Here is a 24,299-nt window from a genome sequence, read left to right on the forward strand (position 1 = left end):
AAAATTTATTTTAATTCCTGAATTTTTTGCCTGATAGTGGCTGCTAACTCAGAGGGTACCATGTGCTTGGTACATTTATTTTGCAAAATCTCTTTGATCACTTTTTCCAAGTGGTAATGCTCAAAACATGGTTGACATTTTGCTAACTTTTCGTTCAGCATCTCCTTTGAATCAACCGTTCCCTCTCCATCCAAAATGCTTTCTAACAATTCAAAGCATTTATTTTCATCGCTACAGTTTTGTTTTCTTTCGCTGGATGTGTTTAGATTCTTGTCCATTTTAAGTGTTTTCGATGCTATTTTTATTCTTCCTCAGTATCATAACCCATATTTTCAGCATAGGAACGAAGTTTATCCTTTAAAAGGTTCCTTGCTCGATGAAGCCTGGACCGTACAGTGCCAATTGGGATGTCCAAAATCTTGGCCATCTCTTCATAAGTAAACCCTTCAAGGTCACATAGAATAATCACTGTCCTAAAATCAACAGCGAGACTATTCAAAGCATTTGAGATCTCATCTCCCAACATATCCTTGACCGCATCCACTCTCAAATCAGAGGTCATACTATAGTCAACATTATCAGAGTTATAATAAGTTTCCACCTCCTGGTAATCTACCTTGGCGGGTTGCTTACTTTTCTTCCGATATTCATTGATAAAACTATTTTTCAGTATCCTGAATAACCAGGCTTTGGCATTCGTTCCTTTCTCAAAAGAATTAATAAACCTGTACGCCTTAAGATAGGTATCCTGTACCAAATCTTTGGCATCATCCTCATCAAAAGTCAATCTGTACGCAAAATTGTACATAGAGTCAATATGAGGCATGAATTCATGATCAAAAATGTTATTTTTATCTTTATCAGAATATTTTTTTCTTTGTACTTCGGACATAGACCATAAAATTACTAATTGGGTTTATTTATAACTAATTTTCCTCAAGAAAGTCGCTATTATTTCATTCTTTTGACCCAAGATAAATTCTTATTAAATCTCGTATAAAAGTAATATGCGCTTAATTCGGCTGTTTTCCAAACTACCTCTGGAAGTATTGTTTGTATTTTCGGACTTTTTTTACCTTTTGGCCTACTATGTCTTGGGCTATAGGAAAAAAATTGTCCTTAGTAATATTAAGCATGCTTTTCCTGAAAAAAGTGATGAAGAGGTTCGCGACATTGCTCGAAAATTCTACCGAAACTTCACTGATTCAATGGCTGAAACCCTCAAGCTGTTGACGATGAGTGAGAAGGAACTCCTGCGTAGGTTCGTTACTAAAAATTCAAATTTGGTTTTTGACAATGTGGCCAATGGTGAAATAGTAATAGGCATGTGTGGCCATTTTTTTAACTGGGAAGGACATTTGGTGGCTGCTTCATCACAAGTTTCAGAAAAATGCGAAACCATATACACAAAATTAAATCAACCATTTTTTGAAAAATTAATGAAATCCATCCGCTGCAGGTTTGGCGCCATACTTACGGAAAAGAAATCCTTTCAACGAACATTTTTGAGAAATCGACACCAACCACGACTAATCGTTTTAGCTGCAGACCAGAGACCAAATCTTGCGGATATCAGGTATTGGGCCTCATTCATGAATAGGGAAACCGCTTTTTTTGAAGGAGGAGAAAAATTAGCTAAAAAATTCAACACAAAAGTTATTTACGCGCATACAAGTAAACCTAAGAGAGGGCATTATATCTTTGAATACCAGACAATCGCCCACCCCCCATATGCAAATGATTTAGCGCATTCCATTACCGATAAATTTATTGCGCTCTTGGAAAATAACATTAGAGATTGCCCCTCTCTATACCTTTGGTCTCACAATAGGTGGAAGCAGAAAAAACCTAAAAACTAAATTCAACCTTTTTTTCTTACTTGATTGAACCACTTTTTCTAGAACCTTATTTCTTAACAAATGCATTTCTAGCAATATTTTTGCAAGGTTAGGATTTGAAAGTTTTAAATATTTCCTAAATAAAATCTATTCTTGATCGATAGAGGCAACATGGGATAAAGCCTAAAAATTATTAACTTATATTCACGGTTTTTAAAAATAAAGACATAAAGGTTTTATCAGCAGATAAGCTGGAAAAGAATTGATAACTTTGAGCTTGCTAAAATTGCCTCCCTGAATACAGTAAATTGAATATTATATGGATTATTTAGCCACCCTTAACCCTAATCAATTGGAAGCTGTTGAAAAAACAGAAGGACCAGTTATGATTATTGCAGGAGCAGGGTCCGGAAAGACCAGAGTACTTACCATTAGGATTGCCCATTTAATCCGTGAAAAGAAGGTTGACGCATTTCAGATTCTCTCCCTAACTTTCACCAATAAAGCTGCCAGTGAAATGAAGCAGCGAATCGAAAAACTTATTGGGCTAGAGGCTAGAAATACCTGGATGGGGACTTTTCACTCTGTGTTTGCTAAAATTTTGAGAGTAGAATCTTCCAAATTAGGTTACCCCAGCAATTTCACCATTTATGACAGTGACGACAGCAAATCGCTCATCCGATCCATCGTAAGAGAAATGAAGTTGGACGACAAAGTCTACAAGGCCAATACGGTACTTTCAAGGATATCTGGCGCTAAAAACAGGCTGATTGGGTGGGAAGCCTACCAGAAGGACCAATACATTGCAGCAGATGATGAAGCTGCCATGAAACCAAAAATGGGAGAGATTTACAAAACCTATCAGAACAGATTATTCAGGTCATCTGCTATGGATTTTGACGATTTACTTTTTAACACCAATGTTTTGTTCCGTGATCACCCAGATGTATTGTACAAATACCAGCAACGATTCAAATACGTGATGGTGGATGAGTTTCAGGATACAAATCTTTCTCAGTACCTAATCACAAAAAAACTGGCGGCGGTCCACCAAAATATCTGCGTAGTAGGCGACGATGCACAGAGTATTTATGCATTTAGAGGGGCAGACATTCAAAACATACTTAATTTTGAGAAGGACTACCCTGATCTTTTTGTGGTAAAACTGGAGCAAAACTACCGCTCCACAAAAAACATTGTTGAAACAGCCAATTCTATCATTGCCAAAAATAAATCACAACTTAAAAAAAATGTCTGGACGCAAAATGATTCTGGAGACCTGATCGAATTGATGAAGGCGACTTCTGACAATGAAGAAGGCAGAATGGTAGCGGCGACAATTTTTGAAGAAAAGAACAACAAGCAGTTAAGCAACAGTGACTTTGCCATATTGTACCGGACCAACTCCCAATCCAGGTCAATGGAGGAAGCCCTAAGAAAATCAGGGATCGCTTACAGGATTATTGGAGGACTGTCTTTCTATCAAAGGAAGGAGATTAAGGATCTCATGGCTTATTTCAGGTACACTGTCAATCAGGAAGATGAGGAAGCTTTTAAGAGAATCATCAATTATCCAAAAAGAGGAATAGGTAATACAAGTGTAGAGAAACTGCTGGTGGGTGCTTATGAGCATGACATTTCGCTTTGGAAGGTACTCACAAACAGCAAGAGTTTTTTGTCTGGAAGAGGAGCCAATGCGGTGTCCGATTTTTGTACAACGATCACTAGTTTTAAAATGGAGATAGAAAGAAAGGATGCTTTTGAAGCGGCTACATCTATCGCCAAACAATCTGGGTTGTTGCGAGATTTGTACGAAGACAAAACCATTGAGGGGCTCAACAGGTACGAAAACGTTCAGGAATTGCTCAATGCTATTAAAGAATACGTAGACAATTCAGAAAATGAAGACAAATCATTGGGGGCATTTCTCCAGGAAATTGCCCTACTAACAGATGAGGACCAGAACAAAAACAACCAAGACACCGTTACCATGATGACCATACACTCCTCTAAAGGACTGGAGTTCAAGTATGTATTTGTAGTAGGAATGGAAGAAGACTTATTCCCTTCCCAGATGATGATGCAAAGCAGGGAAGACCTGGAGGAAGAAAGGCGATTGTTTTATGTAGCCACCACCAGGGCCATGGAAAAGTTGTACTTCAGCTATGCCCTCACCCGATACAGGTATGGTAGATTATTGAATTGTGAGCCGAGTAGGTTTTTGGAAGAGATTGATCCAACATTTATAAAGGTTAACAAAAAAATAAGTACACAACTCTCCAGTTCATTTAGAGAGAGCGAAGGCAAACAGGGCTTTGTAGGGCTAAAGAAAAAGCCGGCCATGAGAAGCACTACTATAAAGTTACATGATCCGGGACCAAACTTTAAACCTTCCAATACCAACGCTTTGCAAGAGGGCATGAAGATAGAACATCCGAAGTTTGGCTTTGGTAAAGTTCATGCCATTGAAACTGAAGGGACGAACAGAAAAGCACATATTCATTTCGAGCATTTTGGAGATAAAACATTATTACTTAGCTTTGCAAAGCTTCGCATAGTGGAATAGAAAATATCCATAGACACCAGGAGTGCCAAGAACTTACTAATGCATATTTTTTAGTATATTGACATTAGTATATTAAGAAGAGTTCAGGAAACTTAAATGCAGGTGTCATGGTAAATAATGAAAAGCCTAAAAACAAAGTTATTTTGAAAGAATACGGAAAAAACATCCAAAAATTAGTGGATTATGTAAAGACTGTTCCAGAGCAAGATAAAAGAACAGAATATGCATATGCCCTAGTGGAATTGATGAAACAACTCAATCCATTATTAAAAACCGAAAGTGATCAAAAGCTTTGGGATGACATGTACATCATGTCTGATTTCTCCTTAAAAGTCGATGCCCCTTTCCCTATGCCTGAAAAGGAGCTTTTAGGTAAAAAGCCTCTGCCAATAGGCTATCCAAAGGGAGAGGTTCGATTCAAGCATTATGGTAGAAACATTGAGAAACTCATTGAAAAAGCCATAGAGATTGAAGATGATGAAGAGCAAGAAATTGCCGTGATCTATATAGGGCAGCTGATGAGAAGCTTTCACTCTACCTGGAACAGGGAAAACTTTGACGATGCCATCATTTTAGATGACATCAAGACCCTCTCCAAAGGGAAACTCCACATCGACCTTGAAAAAGTAAGGGAAAATAGTCTTTTCGAAACCAGCATGCGTAGGGATTTCAAAAGCAATGTTCCAACTACCCCTGCAGGTAATAATACCAACAGTGGAAGAAGGAATTATACTGGAGGGAAAAGAAGAAATAGCAATTCTAATAGCAAAAAAAGAAGAAATTAATGGCATCATTCCGGGTAAACGGAGGGACAAAACTGAAAGGCGAAATCACTCCTCAAGGCGCAAAAAATGAAGCCTTACAAATCCTCTGTGCCGTATTATTAACACCTGAGGAAGTAATTATTAACAATCTCCCCAACATAAGGGATGTTAATAAATTGATAGAGTTGCTCTCTGACATGGGAGTGATCGTTAAGAAACTTGGTCCGGAAAGCTACTCCTTTACGGCCAAAAATATCAAACTATCTTACTTGGAAACACAGGAGTACCTCGAAAAAGCCTCAGGCTTAAGAGGGTCCGTAATGCTTTTGGGACCACTGCTTTCCCGATTTGGAAAGGGGAGAATATCCAAACCAGGAGGAGATAAAATTGGTAGGAGAAGAATGGACACTCATTTTACGGGATTCCAAAACCTTGGTGCCAAGTTTCATTATGACGCTAAAAAAGAATTGTATAAAATCGATGGCAGTAAGTTAAAAGGCGCTTACATGTTACTTGATGAAGCCTCTGTAACAGGTACTGCCAACATCCTTATGGCTGCTGTAATGGCCGAAGGAAAGACAACCATATACAATGCGGCTTGCGAACCCTATATACAGCAGCTATGCCTAATGATCAATAGCATGGGTGGCAAGATAACAGGCATAGGTTCGAACCTTTTAGATATTGAAGGGGTGAAAAGTCTTAAAGGCACTACGCACAGACTTCTCCCCGACATGATAGAAATTGGCTCCTTTATTGGCTTGGCGGCCATGACCCAATCAGAAATTACCATAAAAAACGCCCAAGTAGACAAATTGGGGCTTATTCCTGACACCTTCAGAAGATTAGGCATACAGCTTGAAATTAAAGGCGATGATATTTTCATACCCGCTAAAAAACATTTTGAAATTGACACCTACATTGATGGATCTATATTAACAGTTTCAGATGCCATCTGGCCAGGGTTCACCCCAGATTTACTAAGTATTGTATTGGTGGTGGCTACTCAAGCCAAAGGAACGGTCTTGGTTCACCAGAAAATGTTCGAAAGCAGGTTGTTTTTTGTTGATAAATTGATCGACATGGGGGCCCAAATCATCCTTTGTGACCCTCACAGAGCCACAGTAATAGGGCTAGACAGGAAATACCCGCTTAAAGGTATTCGGATGACCTCCCCTGATATTAGAGCAGGAGTATCACTACTGATTGCTGCCATGTCTGCTGAAGGAGTATCGATTATAGACAATGTAGAACAAATAGACAGAGGCTATCAATATATAGACCAACGCTTAAATGCCCTTGGAGCAGATATCGTAAGGTTTAATTAAAACATTGAAATTACACTCATAAATAAGAGATAAACCTATCGCATAAAAGTTTCTCTCCCATTTTTTACTTTGAAAATGAAATCCGCAATAATCATTCATACTATTGCGGATTTTTTTATCTCAAATGACTATCGCTTTATAATTTAGAATTGCATTTGATTTATTGGCTTTTTCAAGAAAAAATAAATTCAGAGGGATTCAGTGGCTTTATTTTCTGTTCTTTGGCAAATTCTTTATGTCCTCAATATAAATGTATATCTTAAAACCATGAAAATCCTGGTAATAGAAGATGAGAAAGAATTTGCTACTGATATTGTCAATTACTTGACTTCAGGAAATTACCTTTGCGAAGTGGCTTATGATTTTAATTCTGCATTAGAAAAAATAAGCTTGTACATGTACGATTGTATATTGCTTGACCTCATGTTACCAGGAGGAGATGGGTTTCAAATTTTGAAGGAATTACGCAAGCAAAACAAGCAAGATGGAGTAATCATTATTTCTGCCAAAAATGCACTGGAAGACAGAATTAAAGGTTTAAATATTGGTGCCGACGATTACTTGGCAAAACCATTTCACCATTCCGAACTGGCGGCTAGAATACACTCAGTAATACGTAGAAAGCAATTTGATTCCTCAAATTTAATAGTAATTAACGAGCTGAAAATTGACCTGCTTTCTAAGGCGGTAACAATAAATTCAACACCCATAATACTTACCCGAAAGGAATACCAATTGCTATTGTTTTTTATAGGAAACAAAAACAGGGTTTTACCCAAAAGCGCATTAGCAGAACACTTGTCAGGAGATGTAGCGGACATGTTCGATAGCTTTGATTTTGTTTACGCACATGTAAAAAATCTTAAGAAAAAGCTAAATGAGCAAAATTATGGAGGCTACCTTAAAACCATATATGGAACGGGATACAAATGGGAAACCCCATAAACTTCTAGACAATACCTTTAAGGCATTTTCATTTTATTCTCTGGCTATTTTAATTCTTAGTATCCCTAGTTATTTTCTAGTGGTTGATTGGATTTGGGTTACTGAAATCGATGACAACCATGAGATAATTATGGAGCGGATCGAAAACCGGTTTGATCAGGTGCATGTATCTGAAAAGGATTTAGAAACCATATTAAACACCTGGAATATTCTACAACCCAGTTCATCCATTAGGAGTTTAAGTCACTTAGAAGCGAAGCCGGATAGCATCTATGAAATCACCAAATACAATGAATATGAAAAGGAGTGGGATCGTTTTCGAGGATTGCAATCTGTAATAGAAATTAATAAAAAGCTTTATTTACTTAACGTCGAAACCAATGTTGAGGAGTCTTATGAAACCATTTTTGCTATAGGCTTAATTACTTTGCTGATGTATGGCCTCCTTGTGTTTGGCTTTATTAGATTAAATAAAAGCATTTCAATAAAAGTTTGGAAACCTTTTTACCTCACACTCTCAAAGTTGAGGTCTTTTGATATTAATGAGGGAGAGAAAGTAGTTTTTGAGGAAAGTGAGATTGAAGAATTCAATGAGTTGAACCAAACCATAAGTGCCCTTATCAATCAAAGTATTAGTGCTTATAACCAGCAAAAATCCTTTGTAGCCAATGCTTCTCATGAACTGCAGACACCAATTGCTTTGTTAAAATCAAAGCTCGATATTCTCCTCCAGCAGGAAAACCTATCCCAGAAACATGCTGATTTAATCCAAGGCATTCAAATCCCATTGTCAAGATTGACACGGGTAAATAAAAACCTTTTGTTACTTGCAAAAATTGAAAACAGTCAATTTGATGATTTTGAAAAAGTTGATTTCCAAATTCTTATTGATAAAAGCATGGACTTACTCCATGATTATATTGAGGAGAGAAACATTAAGTTGGAAAAAGAAATTGAAGTTTTTGAAACCGTCTTCTGTAGTAAATTTTTAGCGGAAACTTTAATTAACAATTTGCTTTCTAATTCGATAAGGCATACGCCAATTGATGCATTTATTAATGTGAAATTATCCAACCGGGTCTTGACTATTTCCAATTCCGGTCAGGATAAATTAGAAGAAAAAACACTTTTCGAAAGATTTTCCATAAGTACCACTGCTACGACAAATAGCGGCTTGGGTCTCGCTATTCTTAAGGAAATTTGTAAGCAAAATAGTTGGACTGTAAACTACAAATTCGAAAATTCTACACATATTTTTTCGGTCCAATTCTAAAATTCAAAATATCTTCCAAATTCATTCCCACATTTGATCAATTAAATTTCTCTTTCGAAATCTAGGGTTAACTCTTTCACATTTCAATTCAATCCTTAGAGAAAAAATATTAAAGTAACTGGTCGAATGGTATGTGTCAGGTATTGAATATTCATTTCGAGAACTGAAAACCCCTTGCTCTTATTTCCACAGCGATTTGAAACTTCAAAGATTACAAAAGAATTAGGTGCTATGTATTGTTCATAATCTAAAAATAAAATGAGGATATTTCTCTGTTTATTGTTCATTTCCCTGAAGCTAAGCCGGGGCGTTTTTGCTCAGGAACAGGAAATAAAAATTTCGGGTAAAGTATTGGATCAAAACACCTTACAACCCATTTCCTTTGCCAATGTTATATTAAATACAAAAAATGACCAGCGCTTTATTACTGGGACTATAAGCGATGAGAATGGGCTATTTACCTTGACCGAAATAATTCCAGGGGATTATAATTTGGAGATCAGCTTAATCGGGTATGAAACTCAGAATAAATCCATATTTATAGGATCAAGTTCTCCTTTCTTGAATATTGGAGAGGTACTATTGAATGAAATGTTACAAGAACTTCAGGCAGTTGAAGTCATTGGAATTCAAGAAGGGCTTAACCAAAAGATGGATAAGAAAACTTATAATTTAGCCACCAATATAAGTCAAACAGGGGGATCCATTCTTCAGGCAATGCAAAATTTACCGGGGGTCAGCATTCAGGATGGAAAAATTCAAATCAGAGGGAATGACAGAGTAGCTGTTTTAATAGATGGAAAACAGACTGCTATAACTGGATTTGGTAACCAAGCGGGTTTGGATAATCTGCCTTCTTCCTCTGTAGAAAGGATTGAAATTATAAATAATCCTTCTGCTAAGTTTGATGCAAATGGGAATGGCGGAATCATCAATATTATTTTAAAAAAAGAAGAAAAGGAAGGTTTCAACGGAAAAGTAGGGTTGGCATTGGGACAAGGTGCTCTTTGGGAGAAGAAGGCAAATTTGCCTGGAATTAGATCACAATATGTAAAGACCCCAAAAATCAACCCTTCCGTAAATTTAAATTACCGGAATAAAAACATAAACTTTTTTCTGACAGCAGACAACCTTTACACCCAGACACTAAATAAAAATGAATTTGTCACTAGGGTATATGCCGATGGCTCAGTCATACATCAGCAACTTAAAAGAAACAGAAATACTAATTTTTATACCTCTACCTTAGGGTTGGACTGGGAAATTGATCCCGAAAATACTTTGACAATTTCAGGTCTTTTCGGAAGTGAGAAAATAATAGATAGAGGGGACCAGCCATTTTTCACAAAAGATTATTCGGAACGTTTGCGGCTGTGGCAATTCCTGGAAGATGAGATAAAGACCACAGTGATGGGTTCACTCTCATTTGCCCATCAATATGCAGATCCCGGACATACACTATCCGCAGCACTCAACTATACCTTTCATAGAGAAGACGAGCAATATTTTTTTACAAACACGCTACCCTCCTCAATTGGTGAAGATGCTTTTAAATTACTGTCAGATGAAAATGTAGTGGACGCTACCTTTGATTTTGTAAAGCCTCAGAGAAATGGCAGGTATGAGGCAGGTTTTAAAATTAGGAGAAGATGGATCCCAACCAATATGCAATTTTTCCCAGGCTTGAATTCACCTGTAGACTCCCTTGCTGGAGGGCCTGCTACTTACAAGGAAACCATTCCTGCGGTGTATGGTAATTATGCTTACGAGACAAAAAAAATAGATGCTGAATTAGGACTTAGGATAGAATACGTCAACTTAAAATATGAAGTAAACCCTGAACACCCTACTTACACAAGTGACGGTTATAGTTATTTTCAACCCTTCCCAAATTCAAGAATTTCCTATAAAATCGACGGTAATAATAGGATCACAGGATCATATAATCGCAGAGTAGACAGACCTAATGAAGTAGACATCAGAATATTTCCCAAATACGACGATGCTGAAATCATCAAAGTAGGAAACCCAGCCCTGAAACCTCAATTTACAAATTCATTTGAACTTGGATGGAAGACAGTGTGGAATTCAGGCTCACTATATCTTGCAAGTTATCACCGTAGCGTGAATGGAACAATCACCAGAATTTCAACCACCTACGGTTCAAGTAATTTAATTTATGCCATATTTCAGAATGCAGGTAAAAGTTATAATACAGGATTGGAATTAATTTATGACCAAGACATAAATAAATGGTATTCCTTTGATTTGAATCTACTAGGATACAAGAACCAGATCGAAGCTTTTTCAGTGGAAAACCTCTATCCCTATCCACACACCTTCGACAACGCTAAGCAAGAAATTTTCTCCGGTAATTTTAAACTGAATTCTAAGTTTAAGTTTTCAGAATCCACAACAGCTCAATTGACCATTATTTATTTGGCTCCTGATATCATTCCACAAGGAAAAATTAAGCATCGGTTTTCACTGGATATGGGGATAAAAAAGACCATCCAAAAAGGAAAAGGTGAGTTGTTTGTAAATGCCACAGATTTATTAAATACTATGGTTATCTATAAAACAATTAATGGGAATAACTTCAGCTACACCAGTGCAGACTATTACGAAACTCAAATTTTGAGGGCAGGCTATAGTTACCATTTTTAACCATTTTACTGTGAAAGAATCCCTTAATAGTATTACAATAATTATCCCTGTATTCAATGAAGAGGCTGGTATTAAAAGGATTATACCCTCTTTTGAAAATTACCTTCACCGCACTACGCTTGCTGTCAGAATTCTATTCGTAAATGATGGCTCAACAGACAAGAGTTTGCTTCAGATTAAAAAGGTTTGCTCCCTATATGACTTTGTGGATTATATATCGTTTGAAAAAAACGCAGGGCTTAGCGCTGCTATTCGAGCAGGATTTCAAACTGCAACCACTCATTGGGTAGGGTATATAGATGCTGATTTGCAAACCAATCCATCTGACTTTTTAAAACTAGAAGCCCTGATTCCTAAATACGATTTGGTAACTGGAAAACGAGAGGCACGAAGAGATAACAGAGTAAAAATAATATCTTCATTATTAGCCAATTGGTTTAGGAATGCCCTACTACATGATAGTGTTGGCGACTCAGGCTGTCCACTAAAAATTATTAAACGGAAAGTGGCTTTAGACATGCCTTTCTTTAAAGGGAATCACCGTTTTTTCCCTGCTTTAACATTACTTCAAGGAAAAAGTATTGTAGAAGTTCCTATCAAGCATTACCCAAGATTAACTGGCAAGTCAAAATTTAACCTTGGGAATCGATTATTGTCTCCATTGCAGGATTCTTTAGCGGTAAGGTGGATGATGCAGAGAAAAACTCACTTCATAATTTCGCAAAGTTCCATCAGAAAAAATAAAATTGATATAATGTGAAAAATTGGGCCCTACTTGGAATTGGGTTTCTTGCTCAAGGTCTTTTCTCTGCCAGATTCCTTATTCAGCTAGTCAAGTCTGAAAAGGCTGGGAAAGTATTGTCTCCTGTTATTTTTTGGCAATTGAGCTTATTGGCTTCCTTTCTTTTGCTTGTTTATGGGACCTTTCGCCAAGATATGGTTATTGTCGGGGGACAGTTGATAGGCTATTACATATACATCCGTAATTTACAAATTCTCCACGCATGGAAAGCTTTTACAGCTATATTGAGGTGGTTTTTCTTGCTACTTCCCTTGTTTTTTTTACTCTACCTGCTGTTTGTAGCACATTATGACTTTTCCCTATTGGTAAATAATCCTAAGATTAGTAGGGTTTTATTAACCTGGGGCACCTTTGGTCAGGCCATTTTTACCTTACGCTTTGTAGTACAATGGCGCCATGCAGAAAAGAAAGGGACGGCAGCGTTTCCAGTAACTTTTTGGTACATTAGTCTTGTAGGTGCAATACTTATCGCTTTCTATGCCATCTATAGAAAAGACAGTGTTTTGTTTATCGGCCAAGCGTTTGGTATCATCGTCTATTTGCGTAACCTTATGATTAATTCTGGAAAAGTAAATTCCAGTCGACAACCTTACTTATACAGGTTAAAAAAAATCCGACTCTTTCTTCTAATGTTATTTACAGGTTTGGCCTTGTTCTTTAACCTTGGTTCATGGTCTGTAACAGAATCGAGTGAAGCAAGGTATGCAGAGATTTCCAAAGAAATGCTGACGAGTGGTGACCTATTACATCCACAATTGATGGGGATCTATCATTACCATAAACCTCCAGTAACGTACTGGCTGACAGCCCTCAGTTTTAAGCTCTTTGGAACGGCTGCTTTTTCTTCCCGACTTTTCCTACAGTTCGCCGCCTTGATAATGATCTGGCTAGTTTATAAGATTGCTTTGCTCTTTTTTAACAGTACCAATCACGCATTCCTTGCCGCCATGCTCTATGCCTCATTCCCTACTTTAATAATAGGGAGCAGGGCTTTAACTACAGACATGTATTTAACAGTCTTTGTCCTGGCTGCTATGTATTATTGGTTTTCATACTTGAAAAAACAAAACCCCAATCTTCTTGTCTTATTTTATGTTTTCCTAGGCTTTGGATTTTTGACCAAAGGACCTGTTGTTTTAATTGTACCGGTTATGGTAGGCTTGTTTCAGGGGTTGGTGCAAAAAAAGAATCTTGGATCATGGAAGACACATGTAATAGGCCTAACACTAATGTTAGCAATAGGTTTAAGTTGGTTTGTGTATTTGTTTTTAGAGGATGCCCGATTTTTAAATTATTTTCTATTTAAACACACTATCCAAAGATTTGCAACAAATACTTTCCAAAGGGGGCAGCCATTTTGGTATTACATCGCCGTTTTACTAGGAACTGCTTTTCCTTGGGTGATCCTATTGTTCAAGCAATTTCCCAGAAGATGGAAAGATTTTCAAAACAATGGCACCCTTTTGCTTATGTGGGTACTTCTGCCTTTGTTGTTTTTCTCTATGAGCCAATCAAAATTGATTTTGTATATTTTACCTATTTATCCCGGTTTGGCAATTGGCGCAATTTACTATTGGGAAAAACTGAAACCTGCCCAACATAAAATATGGGAAAGGTTTCAATCTGTTTACCACATTGCACTGATGATTACCCTGCTAAGCTTGCCATTAATGGACGCTAGAATTTCCCTTAATTACAAATATTATTTCATCTGGTTTATACTCGCTTCTCTTTTGGTTACTATTCAGCAGGTAAACATCCGAAAATCAGATCGAACGGTAATTTCTGCTTTTATTTTCACTTTAGGATTGACCTGTATGTCCACCTATTTCTTGAGTCAAAACCCAGGGCTTATTAACGACACCCATCGTGTCACGGATTGGATTTCGACTCATGAACAAGCCGAGCGCCGTGTATACATTTATGATAAACGACTACCATCAGTACTTTTCAATTCCAATCTTCAGGTGATTTCTGTTTTTGATGGAGACGAAAGTTTGAATAGAGAAACCCAATTTCAACAAGATCAACTATGGAAAGCTCAACTTATAGATTTGAAGGCAAACCCTGAATGGATAAGTTCATCGGCTCCAAATAGATCCCTTTGGATAGTTAAAAGTAGAAAGCAATTGCCACAAACCGAAGGGAACTTAAGGTGGCAACAATTAGTGGAAATTGATGGATGGAGAGTGGTAAGATTGTTAAAAAAATAAAGCCTTTAGTAAAAAGGCTCTTAATTGTGTAAAAGAAACGAAGTTTTTACTCCTCCACTCCTATTTCTTCTAGTAGCTCTGCATACCATTCTTCCCCAAATTTTCTCACCAATGCATCTTTTAAGAATCGATACAGGGGCACTCCCAAGGAATTCCCTAATGAACAGGCAGGATCACAAATCTCCCATCTGTCATAATTCAACGCTTCATACTCATCATATTTGGTGATCCTGATGGGATACAGGTGGCAGCTTACTGGTTTTTTGAAGGTTGTTTTACCATTATTATAAGCATCTTCTATCCCACATTTAAGAATACCTCTTTCATCCTTAATAGAAAAAGCACAAGCACCATTCTCTCCAATGGTACTTGTGCCCTTCTCGTTTTCCTGGTCAATTACCCAAGTACCTTTTTCGGCAATTGCTTCTCTGCCCTGATCTGTAAGAAAAGGGGCTATGGAAGGATAATCTTTATCCAGAATTTCTATTTCATCATCTGTAAGGGGTGCTCCAGCATCACCTTCTACGCAGCAAGCTCCTTTGCATTTTCCTAAGTCGCAAACAAAAAATTGCTCCTTTATGTCATCGCTGATTACTGCATTCCCAACTAATATCATATACTCATTTTTTACAAAGGTATCCTTTTCTTGAACAGGTCAAAAATAAAACCTAACCTATGCCCTAATTAAGTGGGTTGTTTGATTGGGATTACCACTTTAACTGCATTGCCCCAAAAGAAACCAAATCAAGATAAAAACTAAGATGGTACTAAAACACCCTCCACCTAATTTGTAGGCACCATATCCAGCGATTAATCCTTTAAATAAATCTTTCATAGTATTCAGTCAGTTATTGGTTATATTTTCTCTAGAAATATAACCAATAAATTTGAAGTGGAAAATAGATTTTGCTGATATCAAAAGGGGAAACCATTAATAAAAACCGATAGGATTGTGAATAATGGCTTTATTTAATTTATTTTTGTGGAGTGCAGGCTGGTTTGTCGCTGTTCTTGGTGATTTCACCAAGAAAAGAGGAAAGTCCGGGCAACATAGAGCGCCATACTTCCTAACGGGAAGGTGTTCTGGTAGGAATACCAGAATAACAGACAGTACAACAGAAAGAAAACCGCCGCAGCTGGTTTTCCAATTGCGGTAAGGGTGAAAGGGTGGGGTAAGAGCCCACCGGGTATCGGGTGACCGATATTGCAAGGCAAACCTTATGGGTTGAAAGACCAAATAGGCTCCGGTCACTGGGCTGCTCGTTCAAATCTAACAAGATAACCGGAGTGGGTAGGTCGTTGGACCTTTTTTGTGAAGAAAAGGCTAGATAAATGACAAGCACTTTGAAAAAAGATACAGAACCCGGCTTACAGGCCTGCACTTTTAATTTTACTAATTAACGGATCGCTTTTAATATGCCGAAAATTTTGATTATAGATGATGAAAAAGTCATCAGGTCTACGCTTAAAGAAATTCTTGAGTATGAAAAGTATGAAATCTTTGAAGCCGAGGATGGTGAAAAAGGTCTCGAAATGATAAAAAATGAGGATTTTGACTTAGTCCTTTGTGATATCAAAATGCCAAAAATGGATGGAATGGAAGTTCTTACCAGTTCAAGTGAACTAAGCAGGCAGCCTCAATTTATTATGATCTCGGCTCATGGTTCCATAGAAACGGCAGTTGAAGCTACCAAAAAAGGAGCTTTCGATTTTATACCTAAACCTCCTGATTTAAATCGCCTCTTACTGACCGTAAGGAATGCCTTGGACAAAAAGGATCTCGTTCAGGAAACGAAAGTGCTTAAGAAAAAACTTTCTAAAAAACTGGACATGGTCGGTGAATCCAAAGCCATTTCCATAGTCAAAGAAACCATAGAAAAAGTAGCCCCTACAGATGCCAGGGTACTTATAACAGGCCCCAATGGAACAGGGAAAGAATTGGTTTCACATTGGATTCATCAAAAAAGCAATCGGGAGAAAGCCCCATTCATTGCTGTCAATTGCGCTGCCATACCAGCTGAATTAATTGAGAGTGAATTGTTTGGTCATGAAAAAGGGTCATTTACTTCAGCTGTCAAACAAAGACAAGGGAAATTTGAGCAAGCAAATGGTGGAACACTCTTTCTCGACGAAATAGGAGACATGAGTCTATCAGCTCAAGCAAAAGTATTAAGGGCTTTGCAAGAACATAAAATCACTCGAGTAGGAGGAGACAAAGACATTAAAGTCGATGTCAGGGTATTGGCAGCTACCAATAAAAACCTCAAAAATGAAATAGCCGAAGGAAACTTCAGGGAAGATCTTTACCATAGAATCAGTGTCATACTTATTCAGGTACCACCTCTAAAGGATAGAAGTGAGGACATACCATTACTAGTAGACAAATTCTTAGGAGATATTGCCGGAGAGTACGGGACTGCAAAAAAAGAAATCGATAAAGCTGCCATTCAAAAATTACAGGAATTTCCTTGGACAGGAAATATTCGCGAACTCCGAAATGTGATCGAGAGACTGGTAATACTTGGCGGTAAAAGTATTTCCACCGAAGACATTAAAAAGTATGCCGATTATTAAATGGCTGCTCTGTATTTAACCATTTACTTCTACATCACCTGTTGTTGCGTAAGCTGGACAGGGCTTGCTAGAAGCACATGAGGACAATACCAAAATCGCACAAGCCACCAAAATTGTCATTAAAGTTTTCATATTATAAAATTATTTAAGCCAAATATGTGTAAATACTAAACAAATACAAAATTAATTGATCATTAAATTACAGCCCCTGGTTTCGCTGTTGTCCATTCTTCCCAGCACTGTGAAGCTTCCATCCATGTTTTGCAAGCCCAAATCTTCGGTTTCTATAAAGGAACAAGAGTGAAAATTGGCCAAATCAATGACATTTATTGCACCTGTGGTGCCGGAGGTATAAGCAAAGGGATCATATACATCCCTTATCAGCACTTTCATAAAAGAAGAGCACCAAAATTTCCCCTCACCTAGTGAATAGGCCTGGGACATAAGTTCCGTCATACCATATTCTGAATGAATGTATTGCACCTTAAAAGCAGCCTTGAGTACCTTGTGAACTTCGGCTCTAATCATTTCCTTTCTTCTTCCTTTCATCCCTCCTGTCTCCATAACGATCAACTCACCATACTCAGTATGTTTAGCGCTTATCTCTGCTATATCCAACAACGCAAAAGTCACGCCAAGTAGCAATATTTTTTTTCGGTCATTTTTAAGGCGTTCCATTTTTTCCAGTAAAGCCTCATGTTCATATAAATAAAATCCAGATTGTTCCGATTTACTTTTCTCAATAAAGTGTGCGGCCATGTCCACAAGAGAGCTGCCTTCCCTTTCTAAATAAGAAGGCAACAAAGCCAATACATGAAAATCTTCTAAAGAACCATAGACCGACTCAAAGTTATTGACACAGTGATCCAGGTAAAGGGCTTTGGACCACACATAATGCCTGCTATTTTCCTGGCCTGTGGTACCACTACTGGAATACCAGAAGTCAAAAACATTCTCAGGTCCTGAGATAACCTTAGTAGTTTTAAACATCGATACCGGCAAGAAAGGTATATCCTTTACTTCCGTTATGTTTTTTGGATGTATCCCCCTTACTTCAAGATACCTCTGGTAAATTTTATTGTGTCTAGACTGATAGCTAAATAAATCCATTGCCATGGCATCAAAATCATTGATCTGTCCAGATTTAATTTTTTCAGAAAAACTTTTAAAAGAATTCATCGTTATTTTATGGTAAAACCCAAATTTTGATCATTTTTACATTCACAGAGGCGGAAGTGTAAAATTACGGATTACCTATGAAGTTAAAAAATCACACCATCATTACCCTGCTCTTACTTTCAGTATGGGTTGGATGCATTTCCCCACCGGATAATTTTCCAACGGTACCACAAATTGATTTTAATGACCTGGAATTTGTGCAGACGGCAGGGTCAGATTCATTAATTGTAACGCTAGAATTTCGTGATGCCGAAGGCGATTTAGGCCTAAATGCCACAGATATTTTCCCTCCTTTTAACGAGCTTAACTATTTCACCAACGAGGCGGGACAATTTATCACCTACAGTGAACGTCCTGATAATGCTCCAGACTTCAACAATAGGGATTGGGTTATTTTTCCATTGATCAACAATCAGGAAATCAAAGACACTTTATGGGTATCAGAGAATGAAGACTACTACAATATATTGATTAAATTCTTTGTTAAAAGAGGCGGTAATTACACTGAGTTCAATTGGTCAGACCCTCCTTACTTCACCACATTTAATGGTCGCTTTCCGCGAATGCTTGAAAACGAACAGTTGCGTGCAATCGAAGGTAAAATCAGGTACTCCATGTTATCTTTAGGTTGGAATAGTATATTCCGAAATGATACCTTAAGACTGGAGGTAAAAGTCAAGGACAGGGCATTAAATGAAAGCAATGTGGTCACCACACCTGACTTCACTTTATCACAGATCGAACGCTGATTGAGAAATAAATAGCAATTAGTAAATTGAAGGGTATTTTTCAGGAGCAGCTTCATGCATCACTCCATATATTTTCTCAACGACATCATCTGCACTTGGTTTTGAAAAATAATCCCCGTCAGATGAATAGGCGGGACGATGCTCTTTAGCAGAAAGCGTCATTGGTTGAGAATCGAGATAATAATAAGCGTTTTGCATTTCCAGCACCTGCTGCATCATAAAGGCGGATGCTCCACCAGGGACATCTTCGTCTGCAAAAATAACCCTATTGGTTTTCTTTATTGAATTTAAAATCACCTGCTCAAGATCAAATGGCATCAAAGTCTGCACATCAATAACCTCCACGTAAATACCTATTGAAAAAAGTCGTTTTGCAGCTTCCATGACAATCCTGCACATGGAACCGTAGGTCACTACTGTGATATCTTTTCCTTCTTGTAGTATTTCAGCCTTTCCAAGAGCTACTTTAAACTCCCCAATATTGGAAGGCATTTTTTCTTTGAGCCTATAACCATTCAGTGTTTCAATAACGATCGCTGGCTGATCGGATTCTAAAAGGGTATTGTACATACCTGCTGCCTGGGTCATGTTTCTTGGTACACACAATAATATACCCCTAAGACTGCTTAAAATCATACCAATAGGAGAACCTGAATGCCAAACCCCTTCAAGTCTATGCCCCCTGGTTCGGATTATCAAGGGTGCTTTTTGACCACCTTTCGTTCTATAATGCAGGCAAGCCAAATCATCCGATAATGTCATTAAAGCATAAATCAAATAATCAAGGTATTGAATCTCGGTGATAGGCCTCAAGCCTCTCAGTGCCGCACCAATTCCCTGGCCAATGATGGTTACCTCGCGTATACCTGTATCTGTCACGCGCAAATCACCATGCTTGGCTTGCAAACCAGCAAATGCTTGATTTACATCTCCAATCAGACCAACATCTTCACCAATCACAAACACCCTGGGGTCTCTTGTGAGAATGGCATCGAAACAAGCTTTCAGAATTTCACGCCCATCCAGTAAAGCTGGCTCCTCAGCGTAGCTCACTTCAACAGGAGCAATCGCACCAACTCTAAACTCCGATTCACTGTATTGATGACTTGAGTACCTCTCTTCATTTAATTTCGACTGACCTTTGTACCAGTTTTGAAGTCTTGCTTTAATCTCAACTGGTTCATTTCTAACCAATAACAAGGCTTTCCGGACGGTACTAATGACATCCATACGAACAGGGTTCAGGGTCTGCTTAAGGTCATGTGCCATTCGAAGAAGCTCCTCATTTCCTTGCGTATTTTTTGCCAGTTCACTCAATAAGCCTACCGCTTCATCCAATTCCTTTTTGATCGAAGCTGTAAATGCTCTCCATGCTTTGTCCTTGCTTTCTTTGACAAGCTGCTTCGCCTCGGCATCAATTCGATCCAATTCCTCCTCAGAGGCAATTTTATTCTCTAAAATATATTCTTTGAACTTGACTACACAATCGTATTCAGCTTCCCAAGAAAGTCTGTCTTTGCTTTTATATCTTTCATGAGATCCAGATGTAGAATGCCCTTGTGGTTGGGTCATCTCAATTACATGCACCAACACAGGCACATGCTGCTCCCTGGCTACTTTATTGGCCCTACTATAAGCATTGACCAAACCTTCGTAATCCCAACCTTTTACAACTAAAATCTCATACCCCTTTTGCTCATTGTCTCTTTTGAAACCTTCTAAAGCTACAGAAATACTCGCTTTTGTTACTTGCAAATCATTGGTGACAGAAATGCCATAATCGTCATCCCATACTGAAATGACCATAGGTACTTGTAAAACGCCTCCAGCATTAAACGTTTCAAAAAACATTCCTTCTGCAGTTGAGGCATTCCCTATTGTACCCCATGCAACTTCTCTTCCCTTATTGGAAAATTCCGTCATATGATGTAGGGATGGGTTTGCTTTAAAAAGCTTGGATGCATAAGCAATCCCTAGCAACTTGGGCATTTGAGCTGCTGTTGGAGAAACATCAGCTGTTGAATTTTTTATTTTCATGAGGTTTTTCCAACTTCCATCCTCATTTAGGGACCTGGTAGAAAAGTGTCCATTCATCAAACGACCACCCGTTGCCGGCTCCTCCTTTATATCAGTATGTGCATACAGTTGCGCAAAATACTCCTGAAGGCTTAGCTCATCCATCGCAAACAACAAGGTCTGATCCCTATAATACCCAGACCTGAAGTCGCCCAACTGAAAAAATCTAGCCATGGCTATCTGTGCCAGTTCCTTGCCATCCCCATAAATACCAAATTTAGCTTTACCCATAAATACCTCTTTTCGTACGGTCAATGACGCATGCCTGCTTATCATGACCAATCTATAGTCATTCAAGACATTTTGTACACCAAAAGGGTTTATGCTTTCTTTCGTAAGTGTAGGTAAATATTCAGTATTCATTAATTAAGCCATTTTTCACCATTTGAAATCCAAGGATTTCAAAAATACACAATTTTTGGAGTTATCCCAATTTATAACAGGAGCCAAAATGAATATAAAACAATATTATTTTGTAATCGCTATTAATAAACGGTCTCAATGAAATATTATTTCGAATTAAGAATGAAAACTTTATCAATTAACAGCATGGCAACTAAATATTAATTGCATACCCCTCATTTAAAGTGAATTAACCGCTACTTGTAATAATAAAAAAAGTATATAATAATAAAAATTATTTTTCACCAAATCCTTTTCCTTGTGCGGATGTACTGGTTATATTTGATTAATTCGTTAACCCTAAAGCCACTAATATGCGCATTGCCGTCCCAAAGGAAATTAAAAACAATGAAAACAGGGTTGCCCTCACTCCAGCAGGCGCCCAAGAATTCACGAAAAATGGTCACCAGGTTTTTGTACAAGAATCAGCAGGGCTAGGCAGTGGGTTTTCTGATGAGACCTATCAAAAAGCGGGTGCTATAATTTTGCCCTCCATAGAAGAAACATACAGTAAAGGGGACATGATTATGAAAGTAAAAGAGCCTATCGAAGAAGAGTACCCACTTATACAGGAAAACCACTTGCTGTTTACCTATTTTCACTTTGCTTCCAACAAGCCCCTAACCCAAGCGATGATCAATAGTAAGGCGATCTGCCTGGCTTATGAGACAGTAGAAAAAGAAGATAAAACCCTACCTCTATTGATCCCTATGTCAGAGGTAGCAGGAAGAATGTCTGTACAAAAAGGTGCCAACTACCTGGAAAAACCACTAGGAGGTAGAGGTATTTTATTGGGAGGTGTACCAGGAACCCTTCCTGCCAAAGTGATAATATTAGGAGGAGGCATAGTCGGTACTCAGGCAGCGTGGATGGCAGCAGGCCTTGGCGCTGATGTAATTATTTTAGACGTATCGCTATCCAGAATGCGGTACCTATCTACCGTAATGCCTAAGAACGTTAAGACCATGATGTCGAATGAGTTCAACATAAGAAACCTTATCCAAACTGCAGACCTTATCATTGGCGCAGTGTTGATTCCAGGTGCTAAAGCCCCTCACTTAATCACCAGGGACATGCTAAAAGAAATGCTCCCTGGGACAGTATTGGTGGATGTGGCAGTGGACCAAGGAGGCTGTATTGAAACCTGCACGCCCACAACGCACGAAGACCCCACCTACACCATCGATGGCGTGTTGCATTATTGTGTAGCCAATATGCCTGGGGCAGTACCTTATACCGCCACACTAGCCCTTACCAATGCAACGCTTCCCTATGCCCTGGAACTGGCGCAAAAAGGTTGGAAAAATGCTTGTGACAAATTTCCTGAACTAAGTTTCGGCTACAACATTATCAAAGGAGATATCGTGTACCAAGCCGTGGCAGATACTTTCAAACTACCCCATGTGCCTGTCAGTTACTATTTGAATCACCATTAACACAAGTCATTTAATTCGTTTCTTGGTGCGAAAAACATGATCTATATCAGTTAAATCTCTCATTATTCTCATGCTTTTGGGAGCTAAGTAATGGGAAATTTGTGTCCCAAATCAATTTATTGTGGTCATGATAAAACCTTCCCTGATTCAGAAATACAATGTACCTGCTCCTAGGTACACTTCTTACCCAACTGTGCCCCACTGGAACAATATTGTCAACCCTATAAACTGGGGGGATTCTTTTACCAGCGCTTATCAAAATTTTGGTGCTAAAGAAGGTATAAGTTTGTACATCCACCTTCCCTACTGTGAAAGCCTGTGTACCTATTGCGGATGTAATAAACGAATCACTAAAAATCACAAGGTTGAACTGCCCTATATTTCTGGCTTAATGAAAGAGTGGGACATGTATACTCAGTTATTGGGAGAAAAACCAAAATTAGCGGGGATACATTTAGGTGGTGGAACTCCAACCTTTTTTTCTCCCTCTGCACTCTATACATTGATAAACCATATTACCCAGGCAGCTACCAAAATGGAGGACTTTGAATTCAGTTTTGAAGGCCATCCGAACAATACAACTACCGAGCATCTCCGAATACTAGCAGGATTTGGTTTTGATAGGGTCAGCTATGGCATTCAAGACTTTGACAGCAAAGTTCAAATGGCCATCCACCGAATTCAACCTTTCGAGCGAGTAAAGTATGTGACCGAGGAGAGCAGAAAAGCGGGATACAGCTCTATAAATTTTGACCTAATTTATGGACTTCCACACCAAACACTAGAAACTTTAAAGCGCACTCTTGAAAAAACCTGTGAATTACTTCCCGATCGCATAGCGTTTTATAGTTATGCCCACCTTCCTACCGTATTCCCTTCTCAAAAATCTTTTGAGAAGAACCTTCCAAATGAACATGAAAAAAGGATGCTCTATGAACAAGGGAAAATCTGGCTTAAAGAAATGGGCTACGAAGAAATTGGCATGGACCACTTTGCCTTAGCAGGAGACCCATTGCTAAAAGCCAAATCAAATCGCACCCTGCACCGAAACTTCATGGGATACACCACATCGCCATCCAAAATACTTCTGGGTTTGGGAAGCAGTGCCATTGGTGACGCTTTCTATGCTTATAGCCAAAATGAAAAAAACATTTCGGCCTATTTGGAAAAAATAGAAAATGGTGAATTCCCAATAATTAAAGGACATGTACAAAGCGAAACAGATTTGAGTACCAAAGCTTTCATTATGGACCTGATCTGCAACCACAAAGCTTCCTGGATTGGGAGAAATAATATACCGAATTCTATAATGGGCTTTTTGAACGAAGGTTTGATCTCCTTTGAAAAAAATGTAATAAACGTTACTGAAGAGGGTAAACCCTTCGTCAGAAATATTTGCATGGCTTTTGACCCATACATTCAAAATTCAGAAAATTCTAGTGCTGTCTTTAGTAAAGCCATTTGATTGATTACCTTCGGGCAAACCT

18 protein-coding genes and 1 other RNA gene are annotated in these 24,299 nt (G+C 38.3%); 14 read left to right on the forward strand and 5 right to left on the reverse strand.

Going from position 1 to position 24,299, the window contains the following annotated elements; all coding sequences use genetic code 11:
- Positions 1 to 5: 5 nt before the first annotated feature.
- Positions 6 to 278: an anti-sigma factor gene (locus AAC073_RS09670; protein ID WP_339923625.1), complete on the reverse strand. Its 273-nt coding sequence runs from the start codon at positions 276 to 278 to the stop codon at positions 6 to 8.
- A gap of 23 nt (positions 279 to 301) precedes the next feature.
- On the reverse strand, positions 302 to 892 hold the full coding sequence (locus AAC073_RS09675) for a sigma-70 family RNA polymerase sigma factor (protein WP_020888676.1): 591 nt from the start codon (positions 890 to 892) through the stop codon (positions 302 to 304).
- A 115-nt stretch (positions 893 to 1,007) separates the two neighbouring features.
- On the opposite strand from AAC073_RS09675, the gene AAC073_RS09680 reads away from it, so the two are divergent.
- The 9 genes from AAC073_RS09680 (at position 1,008) to AAC073_RS09720 (ending at position 14,396) form a co-directional block, all read left to right on the forward strand.
- Positions 1,008 to 1,859, forward strand: coding sequence for a lysophospholipid acyltransferase family protein (locus tag AAC073_RS09680; RefSeq protein WP_339923626.1), 852 nt, complete (start codon positions 1,008 to 1,010; stop codon positions 1,857 to 1,859).
- A 298-nt stretch (positions 1,860 to 2,157) separates the two neighbouring features.
- Complete coding sequence (locus AAC073_RS09685; protein WP_339923627.1) at positions 2,158 to 4,404, forward strand: UvrD-helicase domain-containing protein; 2,247 nt, start codon at positions 2,158 to 2,160, stop codon at positions 4,402 to 4,404.
- Between the two features lie 107 nt (positions 4,405 to 4,511).
- Complete coding sequence (locus AAC073_RS09690; RefSeq protein ID WP_339923628.1) at positions 4,512 to 5,189, forward strand: DUF4290 domain-containing protein; 678 nt, start codon at positions 4,512 to 4,514, stop codon at positions 5,187 to 5,189.
- Complete coding sequence (gene murA, locus AAC073_RS09695; RefSeq protein ID WP_339923629.1) at positions 5,189 to 6,496, forward strand: UDP-N-acetylglucosamine 1-carboxyvinyltransferase; 1,308 nt, start codon at positions 5,189 to 5,191, stop codon at positions 6,494 to 6,496. The genes AAC073_RS09690 and murA overlap by 1 nt, the downstream gene beginning before the upstream one ends.
- Positions 6,497 to 6,763: 267 nt before the next feature.
- Positions 6,764 to 7,441: a response regulator transcription factor gene (locus AAC073_RS09700; RefSeq protein ID WP_339923630.1), complete on the forward strand. Its 678-nt coding sequence runs from the start codon at positions 6,764 to 6,766 to the stop codon at positions 7,439 to 7,441.
- Positions 7,410 to 8,714: a HAMP domain-containing sensor histidine kinase gene (locus AAC073_RS09705; protein ID WP_339923631.1), complete on the forward strand. Its 1,305-nt coding sequence runs from the start codon at positions 7,410 to 7,412 to the stop codon at positions 8,712 to 8,714. Before AAC073_RS09700 ends, AAC073_RS09705 begins: the two co-directional genes overlap by 32 nt.
- Before the next feature lie 258 nt (positions 8,715 to 8,972).
- The gene (locus AAC073_RS09710; protein ID WP_339923632.1) at positions 8,973 to 11,381 is read left to right on the forward strand and encodes an outer membrane beta-barrel family protein; all 2,409 of its coding nucleotides are present in this window, start codon (positions 8,973 to 8,975) and stop codon (positions 11,379 to 11,381) included.
- 10 nt (positions 11,382 to 11,391) lie between these two features.
- Positions 11,392 to 12,141: a glycosyltransferase family 2 protein gene (locus tag AAC073_RS09715; protein ID WP_339923633.1), complete on the forward strand. Its 750-nt coding sequence runs from the start codon at positions 11,392 to 11,394 to the stop codon at positions 12,139 to 12,141.
- Positions 12,138 to 14,396, forward strand: coding sequence for a lipid-A-disaccharide synthase N-terminal domain-containing protein (locus AAC073_RS09720; protein ID WP_339923634.1), 2,259 nt, complete (start codon positions 12,138 to 12,140; stop codon positions 14,394 to 14,396). Before AAC073_RS09715 ends, AAC073_RS09720 begins: the two co-directional genes overlap by 4 nt.
- A 46-nt stretch (positions 14,397 to 14,442) precedes the next feature.
- On the opposite strand, the gene AAC073_RS09725 is transcribed toward AAC073_RS09720, so the two are convergent.
- Positions 14,443 to 15,012, reverse strand: coding sequence for a DUF3109 family protein (locus AAC073_RS09725; RefSeq protein WP_339923635.1), 570 nt, complete (start codon positions 15,010 to 15,012; stop codon positions 14,443 to 14,445).
- Between the two features lie 370 nt (positions 15,013 to 15,382).
- Between AAC073_RS09725 and rnpB the strand changes: the two genes are divergently transcribed.
- Together rnpB and AAC073_RS09735 are read left to right on the forward strand one after the other, a co-directional pair.
- Positions 15,383 to 15,783, forward strand: an RNA gene (rnpB, locus tag AAC073_RS09730) — RNase P RNA component class A.
- Positions 15,784 to 15,812: 29 nt separating this feature from the next.
- Positions 15,813 to 16,970 carry a sigma-54 dependent transcriptional regulator gene (locus tag AAC073_RS09735; protein ID WP_339923636.1) on the forward strand — a complete coding sequence of 386 codons (1,158 nt, stop codon included), beginning with the start codon at positions 15,813 to 15,815 and terminating at the stop codon, positions 16,968 to 16,970.
- A 183-nt stretch (positions 16,971 to 17,153) separates the two neighbouring features.
- On the opposite strand, the gene AAC073_RS09740 is transcribed toward AAC073_RS09735, so the two are convergent.
- Positions 17,154 to 18,149 carry an acyl transferase gene (locus AAC073_RS09740; RefSeq protein WP_339923637.1) on the reverse strand — a complete coding sequence of 332 codons (996 nt, stop codon included), beginning with the start codon at positions 18,147 to 18,149 and terminating at the stop codon, positions 17,154 to 17,156.
- A gap of 77 nt (positions 18,150 to 18,226) precedes the next feature.
- Between AAC073_RS09740 and AAC073_RS09745 the strand changes: the two genes are divergently transcribed.
- Positions 18,227 to 18,898 (forward strand): hypothetical protein, encoded by a 672-nt coding sequence (locus AAC073_RS09745; RefSeq protein ID WP_339923638.1) that lies wholly within the window; start codon positions 18,227 to 18,229, stop codon positions 18,896 to 18,898.
- Positions 18,899 to 18,916: 18 nt separating this feature from the next.
- Here AAC073_RS09745 and AAC073_RS09750 read toward each other — a convergent pair whose 3' ends face one another.
- Positions 18,917 to 21,337 (reverse strand): thiamine pyrophosphate-dependent enzyme, encoded by a 2,421-nt coding sequence (locus AAC073_RS09750; protein ID WP_339923639.1) that lies wholly within the window; start codon positions 21,335 to 21,337, stop codon positions 18,917 to 18,919.
- A 353-nt stretch (positions 21,338 to 21,690) separates the two neighbouring features.
- Between AAC073_RS09750 and ald the strand changes: the two genes are divergently transcribed.
- Together ald and hemN are read left to right on the forward strand one after the other, a co-directional pair.
- A complete protein-coding gene (gene ald / locus AAC073_RS09755; protein WP_339923640.1) occupies positions 21,691 to 22,812 on the forward strand; it encodes an alanine dehydrogenase in 1,122 nt (373 codons plus the stop codon).
- Positions 22,813 to 22,939: 127 nt separating this feature from the next.
- On the forward strand, positions 22,940 to 24,277 hold the full coding sequence (gene hemN, locus AAC073_RS09760; RefSeq protein WP_339923641.1) for an oxygen-independent coproporphyrinogen III oxidase: 1,338 nt from the start codon (positions 22,940 to 22,942) through the stop codon (positions 24,275 to 24,277).
- The last annotated feature ends 22 nt before the right edge of the window (positions 24,278 to 24,299 follow it).

Origin of the sequence: uncultured Cyclobacterium sp. (assembly GCF_963977555.1) — a bacterium.
In the GTDB taxonomy this organism is placed as follows: domain Bacteria; phylum Bacteroidota; class Bacteroidia; order Cytophagales; family Cyclobacteriaceae; genus Cyclobacterium.